Source organism: Agromyces sp. P1_H4, assembly GCF_056405255.1.
This window is the reverse complement of record NZ_JBFUCL010000031.1, coordinates 1-22121: the sequence shown is the minus strand read 5'-3', so window position 1 is coordinate 22121 and position 22121 is coordinate 1. Positions and strand designations below refer to the sequence as shown.

Annotated in this window: 17 protein-coding genes; 12 read left to right on the top strand and 5 right to left on the bottom strand. The window is 70.3% G+C overall.

The genetic code is table 11. The features are described 5' to 3' along the window. From AC1DY2_RS03875 to AC1DY2_RS03860, 4 genes are all read left to right on the top strand, one after another. Window positions 1–248, top strand: a 248-nt coding sequence (locus AC1DY2_RS03875; RefSeq protein WP_476761205.1) for a MarR family winged helix-turn-helix transcriptional regulator, incomplete at its 5' end; no start/stop codon positions are given. A gap of 235 nt (window positions 249–483) precedes the next feature. Continuing rightward, entirely contained in the window at window positions 484–1209 is a 726-nt protein-coding gene (locus tag AC1DY2_RS03870) for a hypothetical protein (RefSeq protein ID WP_476761204.1), read from the top strand. 64 nt (window positions 1210–1273) lie between these two features. After that, window positions 1274–2665, top strand: coding sequence for a glutamyl-tRNA reductase (locus tag AC1DY2_RS03865; protein WP_476761203.1), 1392 nt, complete (start codon window positions 1274–1276; stop codon window positions 2663–2665). Next, window positions 2662–3333 carry a GNAT family N-acetyltransferase gene (locus AC1DY2_RS03860; protein WP_476761202.1) on the top strand — a complete coding sequence of 224 codons (672 nt, stop codon included), beginning with the start codon at window positions 2662–2664 and terminating at the stop codon, window positions 3331–3333. Before AC1DY2_RS03865 ends, AC1DY2_RS03860 begins: the two co-directional genes overlap by 4 nt. Window positions 3334–3653: 320 nt before the next feature. Here the strand turns inward: AC1DY2_RS03860 and AC1DY2_RS03855 are convergent, their stop codons facing one another. Further along, window positions 3654–5039, bottom strand: coding sequence for a glycine--tRNA ligase (locus AC1DY2_RS03855; protein ID WP_476761201.1), 1386 nt, complete (start codon window positions 5037–5039; stop codon window positions 3654–3656). Between the two features lie 174 nt (window positions 5040–5213). Here AC1DY2_RS03855 and AC1DY2_RS03850 point away from each other — a divergent pair, with 174 nt between their 5' ends. From AC1DY2_RS03850 to AC1DY2_RS03830, 5 genes are all read left to right on the top strand, one after another. Next, window positions 5214–6515: an alpha/beta hydrolase gene (locus tag AC1DY2_RS03850; RefSeq protein WP_476761200.1), complete on the top strand. Its 1302-nt coding sequence runs from the start codon at window positions 5214–5216 to the stop codon at window positions 6513–6515. Then, window positions 6512–9067 (top strand): phosphatidylglycerol lysyltransferase domain-containing protein, encoded by a 2556-nt coding sequence (locus AC1DY2_RS03845; protein ID WP_476761199.1) that lies wholly within the window; start codon window positions 6512–6514, stop codon window positions 9065–9067. Before AC1DY2_RS03850 ends, AC1DY2_RS03845 begins: the two co-directional genes overlap by 4 nt. Before the next feature lie 122 nt (window positions 9068–9189). Beyond that, window positions 9190–9393, top strand: a complete 204-nt coding sequence (tatA, locus tag AC1DY2_RS03840) for a twin-arginine translocase TatA/TatE family subunit (RefSeq protein ID WP_476761198.1) — start codon at window positions 9190–9192, stop codon at window positions 9391–9393. A 281-nt stretch (window positions 9394–9674) separates the two neighbouring features. Next, a complete protein-coding gene (locus AC1DY2_RS03835) occupies window positions 9675–10844 on the top strand; it encodes a sugar phosphate isomerase/epimerase family protein (protein WP_476761197.1) in 1170 nt (389 codons plus the stop codon). An 80-nt stretch (window positions 10845–10924) separates the two neighbouring features. Further along, window positions 10925–13705 (top strand): PQQ-dependent sugar dehydrogenase, encoded by a 2781-nt coding sequence (locus tag AC1DY2_RS03830; protein WP_476761196.1) that lies wholly within the window; start codon window positions 10925–10927, stop codon window positions 13703–13705. A gap of 447 nt (window positions 13706–14152) precedes the next feature. Here the strand turns inward: AC1DY2_RS03830 and AC1DY2_RS03825 are convergent, their stop codons facing one another. Together AC1DY2_RS03825 and AC1DY2_RS03820 are read right to left on the bottom strand one after the other, a co-directional pair. After that, window positions 14153–15196 carry an ABC transporter permease gene (locus tag AC1DY2_RS03825; RefSeq protein WP_476761195.1) on the bottom strand — a complete coding sequence of 348 codons (1044 nt, stop codon included), beginning with the start codon at window positions 15194–15196 and terminating at the stop codon, window positions 14153–14155. Continuing rightward, window positions 15193–16677, bottom strand: a complete 1485-nt coding sequence (locus tag AC1DY2_RS03820) for a sugar ABC transporter ATP-binding protein (protein ID WP_476761194.1) — start codon at window positions 16675–16677, stop codon at window positions 15193–15195. Before AC1DY2_RS03820 ends, AC1DY2_RS03825 begins: the two co-directional genes overlap by 4 nt. Window positions 16678–16983: 306 nt before the next feature. Here AC1DY2_RS03820 and AC1DY2_RS03815 point away from each other — a divergent pair, with 306 nt between their 5' ends. The 3 genes from AC1DY2_RS03815 to AC1DY2_RS03805 are packed head-to-tail and all read left to right on the top strand — an operon-like array spanning window position 16984 to window position 20273. Then, window positions 16984–18045: a substrate-binding domain-containing protein gene (locus AC1DY2_RS03815; protein WP_476761193.1), complete on the top strand. Its 1062-nt coding sequence runs from the start codon at window positions 16984–16986 to the stop codon at window positions 18043–18045. An 11-nt stretch (window positions 18046–18056) separates the two neighbouring features. Beyond that, window positions 18057–19220 (top strand): Gfo/Idh/MocA family protein, encoded by a 1164-nt coding sequence (locus tag AC1DY2_RS03810; protein WP_476761192.1) that lies wholly within the window; start codon window positions 18057–18059, stop codon window positions 19218–19220. 45 nt (window positions 19221–19265) lie between these two features. Then, the gene (locus tag AC1DY2_RS03805; RefSeq protein WP_476761191.1) at window positions 19266–20273 is read left to right on the top strand and encodes a sugar phosphate isomerase/epimerase family protein; all 1008 of its coding nucleotides are present in this window, start codon (window positions 19266–19268) and stop codon (window positions 20271–20273) included. 91 nt (window positions 20274–20364) lie between these two features. Here AC1DY2_RS03805 and AC1DY2_RS03800 read toward each other — a convergent pair whose 3' ends face one another. Together AC1DY2_RS03800 and idi are read right to left on the bottom strand one after the other, a co-directional pair. After that, on the bottom strand, window positions 20365–21591 hold the full coding sequence (locus tag AC1DY2_RS03800; RefSeq protein WP_476761190.1) for an ROK family transcriptional regulator: 1227 nt from the start codon (window positions 21589–21591) through the stop codon (window positions 20365–20367). A gap of 94 nt (window positions 21592–21685) precedes the next feature. After that, window positions 21686–22121, bottom strand: a 436-nt coding sequence (gene idi, locus AC1DY2_RS03795) for an isopentenyl-diphosphate Delta-isomerase (protein WP_476761189.1), incomplete at its 5' end; no start/stop codon positions are given.

Here is a 22121-nt window from a genome sequence, read left to right as displayed (position 1 = left end):
AGGCGAAGCAGCTCGTGGAGCGCACCCGCAGCACCCGCGACCGTCGCGTCTCCGAGCTGCACCTCTCCGAACGCGGGCGCACCGTCATGGGCGAGATGCGCCGCATCGGCTCGGCCCACGAACGCGAACTCGTGCGAGGCCTCAGCGACGACGAGCGCCGCACGCTCGCCGGGCTCCTCGCGAAGGTCGCCGACGAGCACGGCCTCGAGCCCGACGTGCACCCCGGGTACCGGTCGATGCGGGGCTGACTCCGGCGGCTGATCTGGGTCGGATGTCCCAGTCCTCTGGTGCGTGAGAGCGCGCGCACGCTAAGGTCGGACCCGTCGTGTCCCCCCACGACGACGCGCCGATGGTGGCGCGCCTCCGCCCCCACGGAGAAGAAGAAGACGACGTGTCCCCGATCGTTTCGCCCATCCCACCTGCCGTTCGGCCTGCCCCGATGACGCACTGCTGCCGCATGTGCGCCTGCGCCGGAGCCGCCCGATGAACCCCACCGCAGAGCACCGCACCAAGCTCACCGTGCTCGTCGCCCTGGCCGCGACGCTCGTGGTCGCCGGCCTCCTCGCGGGCTCCCCCGCGCTCGAACGGCTCATGCCGCGCCTGCCGGCGATGCCCACCACCGCCATGGCGGTCGGGTTCGCGACCCTCGGCGTGCTCGTCGCCGCCGTCTGGGGCATCGCACAGCTCAGCCGTGCCGCGCGCACCCGGGCGCGGCGTGCCGCACTGACGGCGACCGTGCGGGGAGAGCTCTGCTGCGGCATCCGGAGCCGACTGCTCGCGCAGCGCCTCGACGAGCTCGCCGCCGAGGGCGTCGCGCGCGTGCGGCTCGGGCCGCGCTACTCCATCGTGGTCGACGAGCTCGGCATCGCGTTCTGGACCGGCGGCCGCCGGCCTCGCCGTGCGGCGCACTTCCCCTGGCGCGAGGTGCGGAACATCCGCGCCGACTCGACCGTCGTCGGCGGATCGGTCGTGCCCCTGATCGTGCTGCGCGTGCGGCGCGGGGGTGCGAGCGTCGAACTGCCGATCATCCTCTCGTCAGGCCGGCCCGTGCGCTTCGCGATGGCGGATGCCCCGTTCTTCGCGGTCGTGCGCAGCTGGAAGGCGAAGCACCGCGACGCGCTCGCCGCCGAGGGCCTCGAGCTGCCGCCGCTCACCGCGCCGATCCCCATCATCACGCGCGAGATGGCCGCCGCGGCCCGTCGCCGCTGAGGTCTCGGAGCCCATCATTCCCGAGGTGGCCGGACCTCCATTCGACGGCGGGTAGAATCTTCTGGTGCTCATCTGCCTCACCGCGAGTCACAAGAACGCCGGGTTCGACATGCTCGAGCGTCTTTCGGCGAACGCGGAGCAGGCGGCGCCCCGCATCCTCGACGGGCATGACGCCGTGCACGGCGCGGTCGTCGTGGCCACCTGCAACCGGTTCGAGGCCTACCTCGACCTCGAGACGCCCGAGGGCTCCTCTCCGGTGACCGCAGTGCACGAGGCGATCCGCGCGGTGGGCTCCGTCGCCGGCCTCGAGCCCGACGAGCTGCGCAGCACCTTCGGCTTCGTGCACGGCAATGCCGTGGCCGGGCACCTGTTCTCCGTGGCATCCGGTCTCGAGTCGGTCGTCGTCGGCGAGGGCGAGATCGCCGGCCAGGTGCGGCGCTCGCTCGAGCAGGCGCGCGCCGACGGCACGACCACCCCCGAGCTCGAGCGTCTCTTCCAGCGCGCCTCGCAGACGTCGCGGCGGGTCAAGAACGAGACCGGGATCGGCGGCGAGGGCCGCTCGCTCGTGCGCCTCGCCCTGGACCTCGCCGAGAGCCGCATCACCGACTGGGTGCAGACCCGCGTGCTGCTCGTCGGCACGGGCCGTTTCGCCGGCGCGTCGCTCGCCGCCCTGCGCGACCGCGGCGTCACCGACGTGCGGGTCTACTCCCCCTCGGGCCGCGGCACGAAGTTCGCCCACAACCACGGCATCGCCTCCGTGCCCCAGGGCGAGTACGCGGCCGTCGCCGCCGACGTCGACATCATCGTCACCTGCACCACCGCCGAGCACCACGTCGTCGACCGCGCGCTGCTGTCGGTCGGGCGCGAGTCGCTCGCGGCATCCGTCGTCACCCTGTCGGGGACGCCGGCGCCCGAGGCGGCCGACGCGCGACAGCTCGTCATCGACCTGGGCCTGCCCCGCAACGTCGCACCCGACGTGGTCGACGTGCCCGGCGTCGAGCTGCTCGACCTCGAGACCATCAAGATCCACGCCCCGCTCGAAGAGCTCGGTGCCACCGATGCCGCACGCGAGATCGTCATCCGCGATGCGCGCGCCTTCGGAGCCACCGCCGAAGAGCGCGACCTCGCACCCGCCGTCGTCGCCCTGCGCACGCATGTCTACGACATCCTCGACGGCGAGATCGAGCGCGCCCGGTCCCGTGGCGACGACGACGGCCAGACCGAGCGGGCGCTTCGCCACATGGCCGGCGTGCTGTTGCACACGCCGATGGTGCGGTCCCGCGAGCTCGCCCGTGCCGGCGAGCAGGCCGCATGGATCGACGGGCTCGAGGCCCTGTTCGGCGTGCGCCCCGACGCGGCCGCCCAGTCGGTGCGCGACGCACAGGCGACGGATGCCGCGAGCGCGGCTTCGGGCACGTATGCCACCCGCCGCGCCTCGGCGGCCGACGCCTCGTGACCGACTCCGCGGCGACCGGGCGCGCTGCGACCGCGGCGGAGGACGGGCCGCCCGCACTCCGGTTCCCGTACGACGCGCGCCCGCTCACCGACGCCCCGCTCCGCACTGAGCGACTCGTCCTGCGACCGCTCGAGGCATCCGACGCCCCCGACGTCTTCGAGTACCAGCGCCTGCCCGAGGTGATCCGCTACCTGCCCTGGCCCGAGCGCGACCGCACCGAGGCCGCAGAGCACACGGCGAAGCGCGCCGCCGGGCGCATGCTCGCAGCCGATGGCGACTTCGTCGTCTTCGCGGCGACCCTGCCCGGCACGCCCTCGATCGACGACCCGGCGCGCGACCGGGTGATCGGCGACTTCATGGTGCGCGTCTCGAACGCGACGCACGCCCAGCTCGAGCTCGGATGGGTGCTGCACCCCGACTTCCAGGGCCGGGGCTATGCGCTCGAGGCGGCCGCGGCCGTGCGCGACTTCGTGTTCGAGACGCTGCGCCCGCACCGGGTGCAGGCGTTCCTCGACGCGCGGAACGCGGCATCCGCTGCCCTCTGCGAACGCCTCGGGATGCGCCGCGAGGCGACGATCCTCGAGGAGGAGTACAACGACGGCGAGTGGCAGGACACCGCGATCTACGGCGTCCTCCGCCGCGAGTGGGCGGCCCGCCGCGCAGGCTGACGCYGGTCCGCGCGCCGATCGACGCTGCCGTGCGCCGCACGCGGCCACCCACGCACTGGCCCGCCGGATTCAGGCGTTCGGCCGCGATTCAGGCACCGATCGCGGGTTCCATCCTGAATCGCGCGCGTTCGCCTGAGCAGCGCCCGAGCGGATGCCGCAGCGCGTCGCCGCACCGCCCTGGCCGCTCAACCCGGAGCGGAATCCCGCTCGCGCACAGGAGACCTCGGCGTGCGGGATTCGGACGCGCGAACGGGATTCCCGCGCGCGGCGGCGCGCCAGCGCGGAGCGCCAAGCGCGCGACCGCTACGCCGCGCCCGCGGTTACGCCCCGATCAGGCGCGACGCGAGGTAGCCCTCGAGCTCGGCGATCGGCACGCGCTCCTGGCCCATGGTGTCGCGGTCGCGCACGGTCACGGCGTTGTCGTCGAGCGAGTCGAAGTCGACCGTCACGCAGTAGGGCGTGCCGATCTCGTCCTGGCGGCGGTAGCGGCGGCCGATCGCGCCGGCGTCGTCGAAGTCGACGTTCCAGTGCTGGCGCAGCGACGCGGCGACCTCGCGGGCGAGGGGCGAGAGGCGCTCGTTGCGGCTGAGCGGGAGCACCGCCGCCTTGACGGGAGCGAGGCGCGGGTCGAGCTTGAGCACGGTGCGGGAGTCGGTGCCGCCCTTCGCGTTCGGCACCTCCTCGACGTGGTACGCGTCGACGAGGAACGCCATGAGCGAGCGGGTGAGGCCTGCCGCGGGCTCGATCACATAGGGGGTCCAGCGCTCGTTCTTCGACTGGTCGAAGTACGACAGGTCCTTGCCGGAGTGCTCCGAGTGCGTCGACAGGTCGAAGTCCGTGCGGTTCGCGACGCCCTCGAGCTCGCCCCACTCGCCACCGGTGAAGCCGAAGCGGTACTCGATGTCGATCGTGCGCTTCGAGTAGTGCGAGAGCTTCTCCTTGGGGTGCTCGAAGAGCCGGAGGTTCTCGGGGTCGACGCCGAGGTCGATGTACCAGTTCCACCGGTAGTCGACCCAGTACCGGAACCACTCGTCGTCGGTGCCGGGCTCGACGAAGTACTCCAACTCCATCTGCTCGAACTCGCGCGTGCGGAAGATGAAGTTGCCGGGCGTGATCTCGTTGCGGAACGACTTGCCGATCTGGCCGATGCCGAACGGGGGCTTCATGCGCGCGGCCTGCAGCACGTTGGCGAAGTTCGTGAAGATGCCCTGCGCGGTCTCGGGGCGCAGGTAGTGCAGGCCGGACTCGTCCTGCACGGGGCCGAGGTAGGTCTGCAGCATCATGTTGAAGTCGCGGGGCGGGGTCCACTGGCCGCGGGTGCCGCAGTTCGGGCAGACGATGTCGCCCATGCCGTTCTCGGGCACGCGGCCCTTCTTCTCCTCGAACGCCTCGAGCAGGTGGTCTTCGCGGAACCGCTTGTGGCAGTGCAGGCACTCGACGAGGGGGTCGGTGAACACGCCGACGTGACCGGATGCCACCCACACCTGCTTGGGCAGGATGACGCTCGAGTCGAGGCCGACGACATCGTCGCGGCGCGTGACCATGTAGCGCCACCACTGGCGCTTGATGTTCTCCTTCAGCTCGACGCCGAGGGGCCCGTAGTCCCATGCGGATCGCGAACCGCCGTAGATCTCGCCGGCTTGGAAGACGAAGCCCCGGTGCTGGGCGAGGGCGATGACGGATTCGAGACGGCTGGGTGCGGCCACGGTGGCTCCAATGGTCGGTGATTCGGGCGAGCGCCCGGGAACGAGAACGGTGCCTCCATCCTACGGGCGCGGCCCTGCGGCATCCGCGTCGACCGGATGCAGCGGGGCACCCGCGTGGGCCGCCGTGCCGGGGCTACGCTGTGGCGCAACCGACCGCCGGCGGAGGGGGCGTGGATGTGGGATCTCGTGCTCCGCATCAACGTGATCGAGGGGCCGTTCCTCATCACGTGGTACGTGCTGGCCGCGGCGATGTTCCTCTACCTCCTCGGCCGCGGACCCGGCTGGTCGTGGGTGCTGACGGTGATCGTGCTGCTCATCGTGGGAGCGATCGTCGGCGCTGGGGCGCTGTGGACCGCGGTGAACGTGCTCGACGTGGTCGGCGGCCCGGTGAACGAGGCGACGTGGTGGTGGGTCTCGGGCGCGTTCGCCGCCTGCACCCTCGCGATCTGGAACCTCTGGTACTCGCGGTGGTGGCGCAAGCTCGTCGCGCTGCTCGCCATCCCGGTGTTCGCGATCACGGCGCTGCTCGGCATCAACGCGTCGTACGGCCTGAACCGCACGCTCGGCTCGCTGATGGGCGTCTCGACCGCGGGCGTGATCGACCTCGACGATCCTGAGGCGACCCCGAGCCCCGACCCCGCGGAGCCGATCGCGAGCACCTGGGTTCCGCCGGCTGACATGCCGGAGGCCGGACGGATCGGCACCCCCGCCGGCGGCATCCCGAACACGAACTCGGGCTTCGACGCCCGCCCGGCGCAGCTGTACCTCCCGCCCGCCGCGCTCGTCGACGACGCCCCGGGCCTGCCGCTCGTGATCATGATGATGGGACAGCCGGGCGATCCCGACGCGACCTTCATCGGCCAGGTGCTCGACGAGTACGCGGCGAAGAACAACGGGCTGGCGCCGATCGCGCTCGTCGTCGACCAGCTCGGCGATCCGGCGGAGGACCCGCTCTGCCTCGACACCGACCTCGGCAAGGTGGAGACGTACGTCATGCAGGACGTGCTGCCGTGGGCGAGGCAGCACCTCGACGTGCTGCAGGGCGCGAAGTACACGACGGTCGCCGGCTACTCCAACGGCGGCGGGTGCGCGGCGTACTTCGGCGCGAAGTACCCCGAGGCCTTCGGCAACGTGCTCGCGGTCTCGCCGGTGGAGTACGCGGGCGCCGAGCGCCCCGACGAGGTGCTCACCTCGATCTTCCGCGGCGACCAGGCCGCGTACGACGCGGTGAAGCCCGCGAACATCATGGCCTCGAAGGCGCCGTACCCCGACACGACCGCCGTCTTCACGGTCGGCGCGAACGACGGCACCTTCGCTCCCGGCGCGCAGCGATTGGCGGATGCCGCGACGGCGGCAGGCATGGCGACGACCTTCGTCAACATCCCCGGCGCCGACCACGGCGTCAGCGGGCTCCTCGGCGGGCTCGACTCGGGCTTCGAGGTGCTGTACCCACGACTCGGATTGGCGGTGCCGTGACCCAGACCGACGACGACTCGACGGATGTCGAGCCGGCCGGACGCCTGCGCTCCACGGGCGAGGCGATCGCCGCGTTCATCCGTCGCGTGCCGTTCAGCATCGCGCTCGCGGTGCTGCTGGTCGTCACGGCGATCGTGACGGGCACGGCCATGGGACCCGCGACGGATGCCACGGCGCAGGCGTGGGCGGCGGGCGTGATCACGACGATCGACGGCGGGCGGTGGTGGACGGTCGCGACCGCGCTGGTCATCCCGTTCGACCCGTTCCAGCTGGTCTTCGGCGTGATCGCGTCGATCGTGCTGCTCGGGGTGGCGGAGCGCAGGATGGGCACCTGGCGCGCGGTCGTCGCCTTCGTCGTGACGGGCGTCATCGGCGTCGGGCTCGGCGTCTGCCTGCAGTGGCTCGGCTCCCTCGCCGGGGAGTGGTGGGCGGCGGGTACTGCCGTCGACCTGACCCTCGATCCGCTGGCGGGCATCGTCGGCGCACTCATCACGGCCACCGCGTTCATGGGGGTGCTGTGGCGCCGGCGCATCCGCATCGTGACGTTCTCGGCGATCCTCGTGTTCGTGCTCTACGACGGGGACTCGTCGAACGCGTACCGGCTGATCGCGGCCGTCGCCGGGCTGTTCCTCGGCGCACTGCTCACCGGCGACCCGTCGACCCTGCGGGCACGGCGCAGCTCGCACGCCGAGACCCGGACGCTCGTGGCGGCCGTGGTGGCGGTGACGGCCATCGGCCCCATCGTCGCGTTCGTGAACCGCAGCGACCTGACCCCGTTCGCGTTCGGCTCCTACCTCTTCGACGACGGCGCCGTCGACCTGGACGCCGTGATCTCGCAGTGCACCGTGACGACGGCGGAGGCGGCGGATGCGTGCGTGCGGCAGCTCGCGATCCTCAGCGCGCAGGGCCCCGGCATGTTCGTGCTGTCGTTCGTGCCCGTGCTGCTCCTCCTCCTGGCCGCCTGGGGGCTGCACAACGGCCGGCGCTTCGCGTGGTGGCTGGCCATCGCGGTGAACGGGGCGATCATCGTCTTCGCGCGCACGGCGCTCGATGTCACGGTCACGACGGCCGACGTCGAGGACGGGACCTGGACGGTGTTCGACCTCGGCGAGCTCRTCGTCTGGGCCCTCGCGGTGCTCGCCCTGCCGGTGGGCATCATCGTGATGCTCGTCGTGACCCGGCGGCACTTCCGGATCCGCGCGCCACGGGCGGCCGTCGCCCGGTTCGTGGTGACGGTCGGCGCGACGTTCCTGTCGCTCGCCGTCGTCTACTACGTGGTCGGGCTGATCACCATCGACGAGTACTGGCCGGCGGCGTCACCGGCAGACCTGCTCATCGACACGGTGAAGCGCTTCGTGCCGCCCCATTTCCTCGCCGTGGTCGACCCCATCGTGCTGCCGGGGCACGACCTCACGAGCGTGCTGTACCAGGCGGTCGGCCCCGTCTTCTGGGCCGTGTTCCTCGTGGCCGCGGTGATCCTGATGCGCCAGACCGACGCCGAGATGGGCTTCGCCGACCGTCTCCGCGCGCGGGCGCTCATCCGCCGGCACGGCGGCGGAACACTCGGCTTCATGGCGACGTGGCCCGGCAACCTCTACTGGTTCGGCGACGACCGGCAGTCGGTGGTGGCCTATCGCGTGATCAACGGCGTCGCGATCACCACCTCCGACCCCATCTGCGCAGCGGATGCCGCGGGGCGGGTGGTCCGCGAGTTCGCCGCGTTCTGCGACGCGAACAGCTGGGTACCCGTCTTCTACAGCGTGCATCCTCGGGTGCTGCCCGTGTTCGAGGAGCTGGGCTGGCAGCACATGTCGGTGGGCGAGGAGACCCTCGTGCGCACCACCGGGCTCGAACTGACGGGCAAGCCGTGGCAGAAGGTGCGGCAGGCCCTGAACCGCGGCATCAAGGAGGGCATGACCACGGTCTGGACCACGTGGGACGCGCTCCCGCTCGCCACGATCGCGCAGGTGAACGCGATCTCCGAGGAGTGGGTGTCGGAGAAGGAGCTGGCCGAGATGGGCTTCACCCTCGGCGGGATGGCCGAGCTGAAGGATCCCGACGTGCGCCTGATGCTGGCGATCGCTCCCGACGGACGCGTGCAGGCCGTCACCAGCTGGCTGCCGGTGCACCGCGACGGCGAGGTCGTCGGGTGGACCATCGACTTCATGCGCCGGTCAGACGACAGCATGAACGGGATCATGGAGTTCCTGATCGCGTCGGCGGCGCTGCACATGAAGGACACCGGTGCGGAGGTGCTGAGCCTGTCGGGCGCCCCGCTCGCATCGAAGCCGTTGGCGCCGGCTGAGACGGCACCCGAACCGACGGGGATGTCCCGGCTCCTCGAGTTCCTCGCCCGCACGCTCGAGCCGGCCTACGGCTTCTCATCGCTGTTCCGCTTCAAGGCGAAGTTCAACCCCGACTACGAGACCATCTCGATGGCGTATCCCGACCCGCTCGCGCTGCCCGCGATCGGCGTCGCCATCGGCAGGGCGTACCTGCCCGAGGTGTCGCCGAAGGAGGCACTGGCACTCGCGCGCACGCTCGCGAAATAGGCACTAATTCACGCGAGTCGACCGAAGCTCAGGTCTCGACGGTCGACTTCTGACATGCGTTGTGATTAGTCTGGCGAGGTCAAGGGCGCCGAAGGCGTCCAGCCTGCACTCATGGAGGAAACATGTTCGCGAACCTCAACGGCTGGCACGCCGTCATCGTCATCGCCATCATCCTGCTGCTCTTCGGCGCCCCCAAGATTCCCCAACTGGCGCGGTCACTGGGTCAGTCGATGCGCATCCTGAAGACCGAGATCCGCGACGACGGAAGCGCCCCATCCTCCGACACGCCCGTCGCGAGTGCCGCGGACGAGACCGTGGCCAAGTGATCCGCCTGCCCTGATCAGGCCTTTTTCAACGATTCAGACTTATGACGGACAACTGACTAAAGATTAATGTCGCGCTCACGGCTTTCGCTTGACCAATTTGCAATTTGTGCAATAGCGTTCGAGAGAAGCGCGCAGGGGGGCCCGGCCTCCACGCGGGCTGGGTGCGCGAAGACCGGTGTGAATCAGGGCCTCGCGCGCCCGTTCCGAGACTCGGTCCCGGTGCGACGCGACGTGGCGTCGGGTCAGGTCTCGACACACCCCTCTTCATGCAAAGGAGCATCATGGACGATCTGATCGATCGCGACGACAACCCCGAGCTCGGCCGCAAGCTCGGCCTCTCGCGGCGGCAGCTGCTCGCAGCGACGACGGGCATGGCCGCAGCTGCCGCGCTCGGCGCCGCCGCGTTCGGCGGTGGCCCCGCCCACGCAGCCACCCGCGGCGCCGCCGCAGCCGCAGCCGCTGGTGCGGTGAAGGCCGGGGGCAACGGCGTGCTGCTGCCTCCCGGCAAGCGCGGCATCATCCTCTACACCGTCCGCGATGCCATCTCGCGCGACCCGAACACGACCGACCTCGCGTCGGGGTTCAAGGAGGTCTTCCAGGAGCTGTCCCGGATCGGGTACAAGCAGATCGAGTTCGCCGGCTACGGCCAGCACGCCAACGCCGAGGGCGGCAACGTCAACAACGTCGCCGGCGCCCAGCTGCTGCGCACCTGGCTCGACGACAACGGACTCGAGGCCGAGGGCAACCACGGCTCGATCCCGTCGACGATCAGCGATGCCACCATCGCGCAGTTCGACGCGCAGTGCGAGGTCGCGAACATCCTCGGCTTCGGGCACATCGGCACGGGCAACGACCCGACCGGCAGCGCCTACGTCGCCGACTGGGAACTCGCCGCCGAGCGGTGGAACTTCTTCGGCGAGCGCGCGGCGTCGCACGGGCTGAAGCTGTACACGCACAACCACGACATCGCGTACAGCTTCCTCCTCGACAGCGGCCCGCTCGACGCGCTCGGTCGCCCGACGCGCTCGAGCGGCATCCGTCGCCTGGAGCACTTCCTCGCGAACACCGATCCGAGCTACGTGTACCTCGAGATGGACATCTTCTGGGCCCACGTCGCGCAGTACAAGCACCGCAGCTTCACTGCGCCCGACGGCACCGTCGTCGAGAGCATCTTCGACCCCGCCGGGGTCGTGTCGGCGCAGACCACCCGGTTCCCGCTGTTCCACACCAAGGACGGCAAGATCAACACCGCGACGCCGAACGGCTACGACATGGTGCCGTTCGGACAGGGAGACATCGACTACACGACGTTCTTCCAGCGCATCGGCGCCAAGGGCTACCACAACTCGATGTGGGAGCAGGACACGGCGCCCGGCGGCAACGCCAACCCCGGCCAGTCGCTGCAGTTCGCACAGGTCGCCTACGACGGCATGGCCGCCCTGCGCGGTTAGTCGACCACTGCCCCGGGCCAGGCCGTAACCCGGCCCGGGGCATTCCCATATCCATGCACCCCTCTTCCAAGGAGACATCCATGTCCAAATCCAGAATCCGCCTGGGCGCGCTCGTGCTCAGCGGGCTGCTGGCGGTGACCTCGCTCAGCCTGAGCGCCGGAGCCGCCTCTGCCCACGATGGCGAGGATCACGGCGACGAGGTCGCCGCCACCACCTGGGCCAACTACGAGAAGGTCACGCTGACGAAGGACGTCGGCGAGCCGATCGACATGGCCGTGCTGCCCGACTCCCGCGTGCTCCACACCACCCGCGGCGGTCAGGTGCGCCTCACCGATCCCGCCCAGGGCACGACGACGGTGGTCAACACGATCGACGTCTACAACAACTCGGAGGACGGCCTCCAGACGATCACCCTCGACCCCGACTTCGAGGAGAACGGCTGGGTCTACCTCTATTACGCGCCCCGCGTCATGACGGCGCCGTACCCCACGACCACGCCGACCGGTTCAGCGCCGAACAGCCTCCCGGCCGGCGCCGACGCGAGCTACTGGGACCAGTGGAAGGGCTACAACCAGCTCAGCCGGTTCAAGTGGAACTTCGAGACGAGCTCGCTCGACCTGTCGACCGAGCAGGCCATCATCAAGGTCGAGGTGCAGCGCGGCCAGTGCTGTCACGTGGCCGGTGACGTCGCGTTCGACAAGGACGGCAACGTGCTCCTCGCCACGGGCGACAACACCCCGGCGAGCGCACCCGGCGCGAACGGCTACGCCCCGATGAACGACCGCGCCGGGTTCAACCCCGGCTTCGACTCCCGTCGCGGCGCCGGCAACTCGAACGACCTGCGCGGCAAGATCCTCCGCATCGACGTGCAGGACGACGGCTCGTACGCCATCCCGGCGGGCAACCTGTTCGCACCGGGCACGGCCGGCGCACGTCCCGAGATCTTCGTGATGGGCGTTCGCAACCCGTTCCGGATCGACTACGACCCGGTGACGTCAGCGCTGACGTGGGGCGACTACGGCCCCGACGCGGGAACCGCCAACGACCAGCGCGGCCCGATGGGCTATGTCGAGTGGCAGTCCACGACGGTGCCGCTGAACGGCGGCTGGCCGTACTGCCACGGTCCGAACGCGAACTACAGCAACTGGGACTACGAGACGCTCACGGTGCGCAGCTGGTACGACTGCGCCGGAACGCTCGTGAACCCGTCGCCCTACAACACGGGCCTCCAGCAGCTGCCGTCGGCCACCGCACCGCAGATCTGGTACGGCGACCAGCCCACCCACCAGCCATGGACCGAGTTCGGCAGCGGCGGTCAGGCGCCCATGGGCGGCCCGACCTACCGCTACGACGAGGAGAACACCTCGGCGACGAAGTTCCCCTCCTACTGGAGCGGCAAGCCGATCATGGCCGAGTTCTCGCGCGACCGGATCTTCGTGTTCGACCAGGAGGACCCCGACGGCGAGGTGACGAAGATCCAGGAGTTCCTGCCGAACTCCGCCCTCACCGCGGCGGGCATGCCCGTGTGGGACAACGTGATGGACCTCGAGTTCGGCCCCGACGGCTCGCTCTACGTCCTCGACTACGGGGACGGCTTCTTCCGGCCGAACCCCGATGCCGGCCTCTACCGCGTCGACTACACCGTGGGCACGAAGGGTCCCCGCGCCGACCTCACCGCGTCGGTCACGTCGGGCCACGGCCCGCTCGAGGTCGACTTCTCAGCGGCCGGCAGCACCCACCCCGACGACCTCGCGCTCAGCTTCGCGTGGGACCTCGAGGGCACGGGCACGTTCACCGAGGGACCCGCCGAGATCAGCCACACCTACACCGAAGACGGTCAGTACACGGCTCGCGTGCGGGTGACCGACAGCGGCGGACGCGTGAGCCTGACCTCGGTCGTGATCACCGTCGGCAACACGGCTCCGATCGTGGAGATCGTCACCCCCGAGAACGGCTCGTTCACCGACTGGGGGGACCAGGTCGCCTTCGAGGTGAAGGTCACCGACCCCGAGGAGACGATCGACTGCAGCCGGGTGCTGTGGAGCTACGGCCTCGGCCACGACAACACCCACGCCCACCCGCTGTTCACGGGCACCGGATGCACCGCCACCATCGAGACGCAGTCCGAGGCGGGGCACGGCGAGACCGAGAACATCTACGGTGTGATCGGCGCGTCGTACACCGACGCCGGCACTGCGACCGCCCCGGCCCTGCTGGGCGACGCGGTGACGCTGCTCAACCCGCGCGAGCTGCAGGCGGAGCACGCCGACGCCACCAGCGGCGGCACGCAGATCGTCGACGACACGACGGCGCACGGCGTGCGCAAGGTCATCTCGTTCGACGCGGGCGACTGGCTGGCCTACGACCCGGTGAACCTCATCGGCATCACCGGCGTCGAGGCTCGCGCCATCGGCACGGGCACGCTGTCGCTGCGCTGGGGTGCGGCCGACGCCGAGCCGTTCCTGACCATCGACGTCGCGAACACGAGCGGCGCCTGGCAGGAGGTCTCGTCGCCGCTCGTGAGCGTGCCCGAGGGCACGGATCGGGTCTACGTGACCAGCACCGGTGGAGTGGAGCTCGACCAGCTGGCGTTCACGACGTCGACGGAAGACATCCGTGACCTGCTCGCGGCACTCAAGGCCGACAAGCGCATCACGCAGGGCGTGAAGGCGTCCTTCGGCGACACGCTGGCGGAGGCCGACGCGGCGCTGGCCGCCGGGGACACGACGACGGCGATCAGCAAGCTGCAGTTCATCGTCGACAAGGCTCCGACGCGGATCCGCACCGACGCCGACGCGGCGGCCCTCGTGATCCGTGGGGCCGAGGCGGTGATCGCCGACATCCAGCAGCGGCTCCCGTAGGGCGCCACGATCCGGAAGCCCCGGTTCGCCGACACGGCGGACCGGGGCTTTCCGCATGTCTCGAGGACCCGACGCAGCCGAGCCGATGCGGCCGAGCCCACGCAGCGGCCCCGGGACCGACCCAGCCGAGCTCCATCATGCCTGAGGGTGCGAGGCGGGAATCGAGCCCTAGGAGGAGCACGTCGCGGGGCGGCATCCGGCCGGTGAGACCCGGCTGAAAACGGCGCGTTCCGGGTCGCACCCGTAACGCGCGACCCGGAACGCAGCGCCACCCCTCTTCCGGAAAGGTAGACGCCTCAGGCTAACACCGGGCCCCCGACGGCTCCTGTGCGCGAGGCGCGAATGGCCCGTGGATTGGGGGCGTGGTCCGGGCCCGTCCGGCGCACGCGACGGCGCCCCGACGATGCGAGATCGTCGGGGCGCCGTCGTGCGGGCGGGTCGGTGCGGCTAGCTCGAACGACCCGGACGGGACGCGAAGCGCTGCTGCAGGAGCACGGCCACGATGATGATGACGCCCTTCACGACCGCCTGCACCGAGGTCGAGAGGTTGTTCTGCGTGAACACGTTCGTGAGCGTCGTGAAGATCAGCACGCCGAGCACCGTGCCGACGATCGTGCCTCGCCCACCCGCGAGCAACGTGCCACCGACGACGACCGCGGCGATCGCGTCGAGCTCGTAGAGCTGGCCGTGGGTGGAGGTGCCGGCCGTGGTGCGGCCCAGCATCATGACCGCGGCGATGCCGGCGCTGAGTCCGACAAGCACGTACAGCGACACGAGGTGGCGCTTCACGCGGATGCCCGCCAGACGGGTGGCCTCGAAGTTGCCGCCGATGGCCACCGTGCGGCGTCCGAACGTGGTGCGGCCCAGGAGGAACCACCCGACCACGGCGGCGATGACGAAGATCCAGATGAGCCACGGGACGCCGAGGAAACCCCCACGGAAGAACTCGAGGAATCCGGTGACGGTGACGATCTGCGTCTGCCTGTTCGACAACAGTTCGGCGAGGCCCCGTGCGGCGACGAGCATGGCCAGTGTCGCCATGAAGGGGACGACCTTGCCGTAGGCGATCACGATGCCGTTGATGAGCCCGGCGACACCGCCCACCGCAACGGCGACGACGACCATGAGGAGCCAGCTCGACTGGGTCGCCCCGGTCTGGATCCACGACAACGACGCCACCACGCTGGCGAGCCCCATGACGGAACCGACCGAGAGGTCGATGCCGCCGGCGGTGATGACGAAGGTCATGCCGATGCTGATGACGCCGATGATCGAGGCGAGGCGGAGGATCGTCAACATGTTCTCGACGTTCATGAACGTCTGGCCCGCGGTGATCCAGCCCACGGCGATGAGGAGGAGCAGCGCGATGATGAGGCCGAGGTTGCGCCCGGCGGCGCCCCTCAGCAGGCGGCTCGCCACGCCACCCGACGGCTTCTGGCTCGGTTCGACGACGGTCGTGGGAGGTGCGGTTACGGGGGCTTGCTCGCTCACGCGGCAGTTCCTTTCATGACGAGGTCGAGCACGCCGTGCTCGTCGATCTCGGTGGCTGGGGTGATGTGGAGGACGCGGCCGTCGCCGATGACGAGCACGCGATCGGAGAGCCCGAGGACCTCCTCGATCTCGCTGGACACCACGACGATCGCGGTGCCGGCGTCGGCGAGCCGACGGATGAGGGCGTAGATCTCGGCGCGGGCGCCGACGTCGACACCACGCGTCGGCTCGTCGAGCAGGAGCACCGACGTGCCGTGCACGAGCCAGCGCGCGAGCATGATCTTCTGCTGGTTGCCGCCCGAGAGGGTGCCGGTGATGCGGTCGGGGTCGGCGGGACGGAGTTCGAGCGCGTCGATCTGCTCACGGGTGACCGCGCGTTCGCGGCGCTCGTTCAGCACGCCGCCGCGCGCGAAGCGAGCGAAGGAGGAGAGCGTCACGTTCTGGAAGATGGGCTCCTCGAGGAGGAGGCCCTGGCTCTTGCGCTCCTCGGGCGAGAGACCCACGCCGGCGCCGACCGCCGAGTTCACGGAGCCCGCACGAAGCCGAACGCCGCTCACCGAGACCGTGCCGTCCGTCGGGCGGCGGGCCCCGTAGATGGTCTCGAGGATCTCCGAGCGTCCGGAACCGACGAGGCCGGCGAGGCCGACCACCTCGCCGGCACGGACCTGGAAGGTGACGTCGGAGAAGGTGCCGCGCAGTTCGAGGCCGGTGACGTCGAGGACGACGGGCGCGTCGACCGGGAGGTCGCGCTGCGGCGGGAAGACGAACTCGACGTTGCGACCGGTCATGAGGCGGATGAGCTCGGGGGTCGGCGTGTCGGCGACCTGGAGGCCGGTCGCCATGCTCGAGCCGTCCTTGATGACGGTGATGCGATCGCCGATCTGCCGGATCTCCTCGAGGCGGTGCGAGATGTAGATGATCGCGATGCCCTGGGCCGTCAGCTCGTGCACGACCCGGAAGAGGTTCTTGACCTCCTCGGCGTCGAGCACCGCGCTCGGCTCGTCCATGATGATGAGCTTCGCGTCGTGCGACAGCGCACGCGCCATGCTCACGATCTGCTTGTGGGCGGCGGAGAGCGTGCCGACCTCGCGATGCGGCGAGAGGTCGCCGTGGCCGAGCCGCTTGAGCAGGTCGCGAGTCGTCTTCGCCGCGCGCGCACGGTGCAGCACCCCGCCGGTGGCGAGCTCGTGGCCCAGGAAGATGTTCTCCGCGATGGTGAGGCCGTCGACGACGTCGAGCTCCTGGTACATCGTGGCGACGCCCATGTCGATGGCGGCGACCGGGTTCGGGATGTCGCGCCGCTCCCCCTGCCAGATGATCTCGCCCTCGTCGGGTTGGTGCGCGCCCGCGAGGACCTTGATCAGCGTCGACTTGCCGGCGCCGTTCTGCCCGAGGACGCAGTGCACCTCGCCGGCGACCACGTCGAGATCGACGCCACGGAGGGCGGGAACTCCGGCGAACGCCTTCGTGATCCCGCGCATCGAAAGTAATGACGCTGGATTATCACCTTTGATCATGTGATGAACATAACAGATGCGCCCGGCTCTCGGCCAGCCTCACAACGAGGAAAACAGCGACGATCGGGCGTCCGCCGGAATGAGGACTGCCGGGGCGGGCGTCGGCGATTTATGACGACGAACAAACTTAAGTTGCCAAGCAAGACGCCACTTATGCTACGTTGACGTTGTCAGCGCGGACGACGCGGCTGAGCTACCCTCCGGGGCAGCCGTGCCAGGGTCGAGAATCCTCGCCGGCACGTCTGCGAATCACTCACATTTGGAGGACACATGCGCACAGCGCGCACCCGACGGCGCATGTTCGCCGCAGCCGGCGCCCTCGTGGTCGCCGGTCTCGTGACCGGCTGCACGGCCGGCGCCGAGGAGGGCAACAGCGGCCCCACCAACAATGCGAACAACAGCGAGTCCGGTGACACCGTCACCATCGGCTTCTCCGGCCCCGCAGCCGACCACGGCTGGCTCGGCGCCATCAACTCGGGCGCCATCGCCGAGGCCGAGAAGTACGACGACGTCGAGCTCGTCGTCGCCGAGGGCACGAACGACGCCAACCTGCAGATCAGCCAGGTCGAGACCTTCATCAACGACGGCGTCGACGCCATCGTGCTGCTGCCGACCGACGGCGCCGCGCTGACCGAGGTCGCGATCAAGGCGATGGAGGCCGGGATCCCGGTCATCAACGTCGACCGCGAGTTCTCCAGCCCGTTCGCCGCCCGCACCACGGTGCTCGGCGACAACTACGGCATGGGCGTCAGTGCCGGCACCTACATCTGCGAGAAGCTCGGCGACAACCCCGACGCCGTCGTCGCGGAGATCGCCGGCATCGACTCGCTCCCGCTCACGCAGGACCGCTCGAAGGGCTTCGCCGATGCGCTCGAGGACTGCGGGCTCGAGGTGAGCAACCGCGTCGCCGCGGACTTCACGGTCCAGGGCGGTGAGGCCGCCGCATCGCAGCTGCTGGCCGCCGCGCCGAAGATCGACGCCATCTGGAACCACGACGACGACCAGGGTGTCGGCGTCCTCGCGGCGATCGACGCCGCGGGTCGCGACGAGTTCTTCATGGTCGGCGGCGCCGGCTCGAAGAACGCCATGGAGGCCATCAAGGCCGGCAACAGCGTGCTCGAGGCGACGGTCATCTACCCGTCGACCCAGGGTGCCGACGGCGTCGCGCTCGCGCGACTCATCGCCCAGAACAAGGCGCTCGGCGACCTCGTCGAGCAGGACGTGCCCAACCGCGTGGTGCTCTACGCGCCCGTCGTCACGGCCGACAACGTCGACACGTACCTGCCGACCGCCTCGGGCGTCCGCCCCGGACCGGCCCGTCGAGGCCGATGAGAGAGAGAACGATGACCTCGATGCGGGTAGCCATGATCGGCTACGGATTCATGGGAGCCGCGCATTCGCAGGGGTGGCGCGTGGCGCCACGGTTCTTCGACCTGCCGGCGACGCCCGACATGGCGCTGCTCGTGGGCCGCAACGGCGGCGCGGTCGTATCCGCCGCCGACAAGTGGGGATGGGCCGACACCTCCACCGACTGGCGCGCGGCGATCGCGCGCGATGACATCGACGTCATCGACATCGTGACCCCGGGCGACTCCCACGCCGAGATCGCCATCGCCGCCCTCCAGGCCGGCAAGCACGTGCTCTGCGAGAAGCCGCTCGCCAACTCCGTGGCCGAGGCCGAGATGATGGCCGCCGCCGCCGAACGCGCCGCCACTCGAGGCGTCTTCGCCATGGTCGGGTTCACCTACCGCCGGGTTCCGGCTGCGACGTTCGCCCGGGACCTGGTCGCGCGCGGCGCCATCGGCGACGTGCGCAGCGTGCGCGCCGAGTACCTGCAGGACTGGCTCGTCGACGAGTCCGCGCCCCTCGCGTGGCGCCTGCAGAAGGAGCACGCGGGTTCGGGCGCCCTCGGTGACATCGGCGCCCACGCCATCGACCTCGCCCAGTTCATCACCGGCCAGCGCCTCACCGGCGTCGCCGGCACCATCGACACCGTGGTCGCCGAGCGGCCGCTCCTCGCCGAGGGCAGCGGACTCTCCGGCACAGCGGGCGCCGGCATCGGCGCCGTGACCGTCGACGACGTCGCCCTGTTCACCGGACGCTTCGAGGGCGGCGCACTCGGCTCGTTCGTCGCCTCCCGCATGAGCACGGGGCGCAAGAACGCCCTCCGCATCGAGGTCTCGGGATCACGGGGCGCCGTCGCCTTCGACCTCGAGGACATGAACGCGCTGCAGTACTACGACCGCACCGCACCGTCGGACCGCCAGGGGTTCACGAAGATCCTGGTCACCGAGCCGGAGCATCCGTATCTCGACGCCTGGTGGCCCGCCGGTCATATGCTCGGCTACGAGCACGGGTTCGCCCACCAGGCGAAGGACTTCGTCGAGGCGATCGCCGCGGGCGTGCAGCCGACGCCGTCGTTCGCCGACGGGCTCCAGGTGCAGCGCGTCCTCGGCGCCGTCGAGCAGAGCTCCCAGGCGAACGGCGTCTGGACGCCGACCGCCTGAACCCGACCCGAGCAACCACGTCACGAACGCATCAAGGAGGATCCAGTGACTCGACCGATCACCCTGTTCACCGGCCAGTGGGCCGACCTGCCACTCGAGGAGGTCGCACGCCTCGCCGCCTCATGGGGCTACGACGGGCTCGAGCTCGCATGCTGGGGCGACCACCTCGACCCGTGGCGCTGGGACGACGACGACTACATCGCCGACCGGCTCGCCCTGCTCGAACGGCACGGGCTCAAGGTGTGGGCGATCTCCAACCATCTCACCGGCCAGGCCGTGTGCGACGACCCCATCGACGCTCGCCACCAGGGCATCCTTCGGGAACGCGTGTGGGGCGACGGCGATCCCGAGGGCGTGCGTCGACGCGCCGCCGAAGAGATGCAGAACACCGCGCGCCTCGCCGCGCGCCTCGGCGTCGACACCGTGGTGGGCTTCACCGGCTCGGCGATCTGGAAGTACATCGCGATGTTCCCGCCCGTCGCCCAGGAGGCGATCGACGCCGGCTACCAGGACTTCGCCGACCGCTGGAACCCGATCCTCGACGTGTTCGACGAGGTGGGCGTGCGCTTCGCCCACGAGGTGCACCCCTCCGAGATCGCCTATGACTACTGGACGACGATCCGCACCCTCGAGGCCATCGACCACCGACCGGCGTTCGGCCTGAACTGGGACCCGAGCCACATGGTCTGGCAGGACCTGGACCCCGTCGGCTTCCTCTGGGACTTCCGCGACCGGATCTACCACGTCGACTGCAAGGACACGCGCAAGCGCATGGTGAACGGTCGCAACGGCCGGCTCGGCTCGCACCTCGCGTGGGCCGACCCGCGCCGCGGCTGGGACTTCATCTCCACGGGGCACGGCGACGTGCCCTGGGAGGACGCGTTCCGCATGCTCAACACCATCGGCTACCAGGGCCCGATCTCCATCGAGTGGGAGGATGCCGGCATGGACCGCCTGCTCGGCGCACCCGAGGCCATCGAGTTCGTGCGACGGCTGGCATTCGACGCTCCCGACGCAGCCTTCGACGCCGCGTTCAGCACCAAGGCCGACTAACGCCGAGCACGGCCCGACATACGACGGATGCCCCGGGGCGGCCCCGGGGCATCCGTCGTATGTCTTCGCGTGGTACCGGCCTCGCCGCGCTTCAGACCTTCGCCGCGGTCGGCGCGCCGACCACCATCTCCTCGATGTTCGAGGGCGACAGCGCGTGGTGGATCGCGAGCATGCAGGCGCCGAGCACCGCGGCATCCGCCCCGGCCTTGGACTGCGTGATCTGCAGGTGCTCGGTGGCGAGCGGCATCGACCGCGTGTAGACGATCTCGCGGACCCCCGCGATGAGGTGCTCGCCCGCCTGGGCGAGCGAGCCGCCGATGACGATGACCGACGGGTTGATCAGGCTGACGCAGGTGGTGAGCACCTCGCCGATGTCGCGACCGGCCTGGCGCACGGCCTGGATGGCGGTGATGTTGCCGCCCTTCACGAGCTCGACCACGTCTTGGCTGGACTCGGGCGACATGCCGGTGTCGCGCAGGTCGCGCGCGAGGGCCGGACCCGAGGCGAGGGCCTCGAGGCATCCGCGGTTGCCGCACTGGCAGGGCACGTCGGCGCCGCGTGCCACGTGCACGTGCCCGATGTCACCAGCGGTGCCCTGTGCGCCACGCTGGAGGATGCCACCCGAGATGACGCCCGACCCGATGCCGGTCGCCACCTTGACGAAGATGAGGTGGTCGACCTCCGGCCAGGAGAGCTCGCGCTCGCCCAGCGCCATGATGTTCACGTCGTTGTCGACGAGCACGGGGGCGTCGAAGGTGCCGTGGAACCAGCCCGGCACGTCGAAGCGGTCCCAACCGGGCATGATCGGCGGGTTGATCGGCCGGCCGGAGCTGTGCTCGACGGGACCCGGGAGCCCGATGCCGATGGCGAGCAGGTCGGCGGGCGAACGGCCGAGCCGGTCGAGCAGCTCCTGCGCCGCCCCCGAGACCCACGTGAGCACCGCCTCGGGACCCTCGGCGACGCGGATGGGCTCGCTGCTCTCGGCCTGGATGCGGCCGGTGAGATCGCTGACGGCGATACGCACGTGGGAGGCGCCGACATCGACGCCGAGCACGACGCGCCCGCTCGCCGCGATGGCGAACTGGGACGACGGTCGCCCACCGGTCGAGACCGCGTCGCCGACCGGGCCGACGAGCCCGAGCTTCATCAGGGCGTCGATGCGGAGTGCCACCGTCGACCGGGCGAGGCCCGTCATGGCCGAGAGCTCGGTGCGGGTGCGGGGACGCCCGTCGCGCAGGATCTGGAACAGGTCACTGGCGACGGAGGATCCGAGAGCGGTGATGTGCCCGTCCTGGCCGGTGCGACTTATGTCGGTCATCTGTCCATTCTTCCACAATCGGCGTTCGAAGTTCCCCGATCGTGGTCGCAAGGGCGCCCCCCTTTCGGTCGTCACGTCGTCGGGCCCACGCTCGTCACGGCACACCCCCGAACGCCCCGGCCGCCCGCAGCTCGAGGCCCTGCAGCACGCTCCACGGACTGAGCACCGACGGCATCGCGTCCACCACCCGGAGGAAGTCGGCGGGGTCCACCCAGCGCCAGTCCATGACCTCCTCCGGCGCGGGGTCGAGGTCGGTCGGCAGCTCGGCGAAGACCACCGGGCAGACCTCGTGCTCGACGAGGCCGTCGGGTGCGACCGCGCGGTAGCGGAAGTCGGGCAGCACGACTCGCACCCAGATGGGCGCGACCCCGAGCTCGAACCGCAGCCGCCGCTCGACGGCCGCCTCCAGGTCCTCGCCGGGCGAGGGGTGGCCGCAGCACGTGTTCGTCCACACCCCGGGCCACGTGCGCTTCGCGAGCGCACGGCGAGTCAGCAGCATCCGCCCGTCGCCGTCGAAGCCGTAGCAGGAG

Coding starts and splice junctions, on each gene's coding strand:
- AC1DY2_RS03870 (WP_476761204.1), top strand. CDS start 484: ATGAACCCCACCGCAGAGCACCGCACCAAGCTCACCGTGCTCGTCGCC.
- AC1DY2_RS03835 (WP_476761197.1), top strand. CDS start 9,675: ATGGACGATCTGATCGATCGCGACGACAACCCCGAGCTCGGCCGCAAG.
- AC1DY2_RS03820 (WP_476761194.1), bottom strand. CDS start 16,677: ATGCGCGGGATCACGAAGGCGTTCGCCGGAGTTCCCGCCCTCCGTGGC.
- AC1DY2_RS03810 (WP_476761192.1), top strand. CDS start 18,057: ATGACCTCGATGCGGGTAGCCATGATCGGCTACGGATTCATGGGAGCC.
- AC1DY2_RS03815 (WP_476761193.1), top strand. CDS start 16,984: ATGCGCACAGCGCGCACCCGACGGCGCATGTTCGCCGCAGCCGGCGCC.
- AC1DY2_RS03800 (WP_476761190.1), bottom strand. CDS start 21,591: ATGACCGACATAAGTCGCACCGGCCAGGACGGGCACATCACCGCTCTC.
- AC1DY2_RS03850 (WP_476761200.1), top strand. CDS start 5,214: ATGTGGGATCTCGTGCTCCGCATCAACGTGATCGAGGGGCCGTTCCTC.
- tatA (WP_476761198.1), top strand. CDS start 9,190: ATGTTCGCGAACCTCAACGGCTGGCACGCCGTCATCGTCATCGCCATC.
- AC1DY2_RS03830 (WP_476761196.1), top strand. CDS start 10,925: ATGTCCAAATCCAGAATCCGCCTGGGCGCGCTCGTGCTCAGCGGGCTG.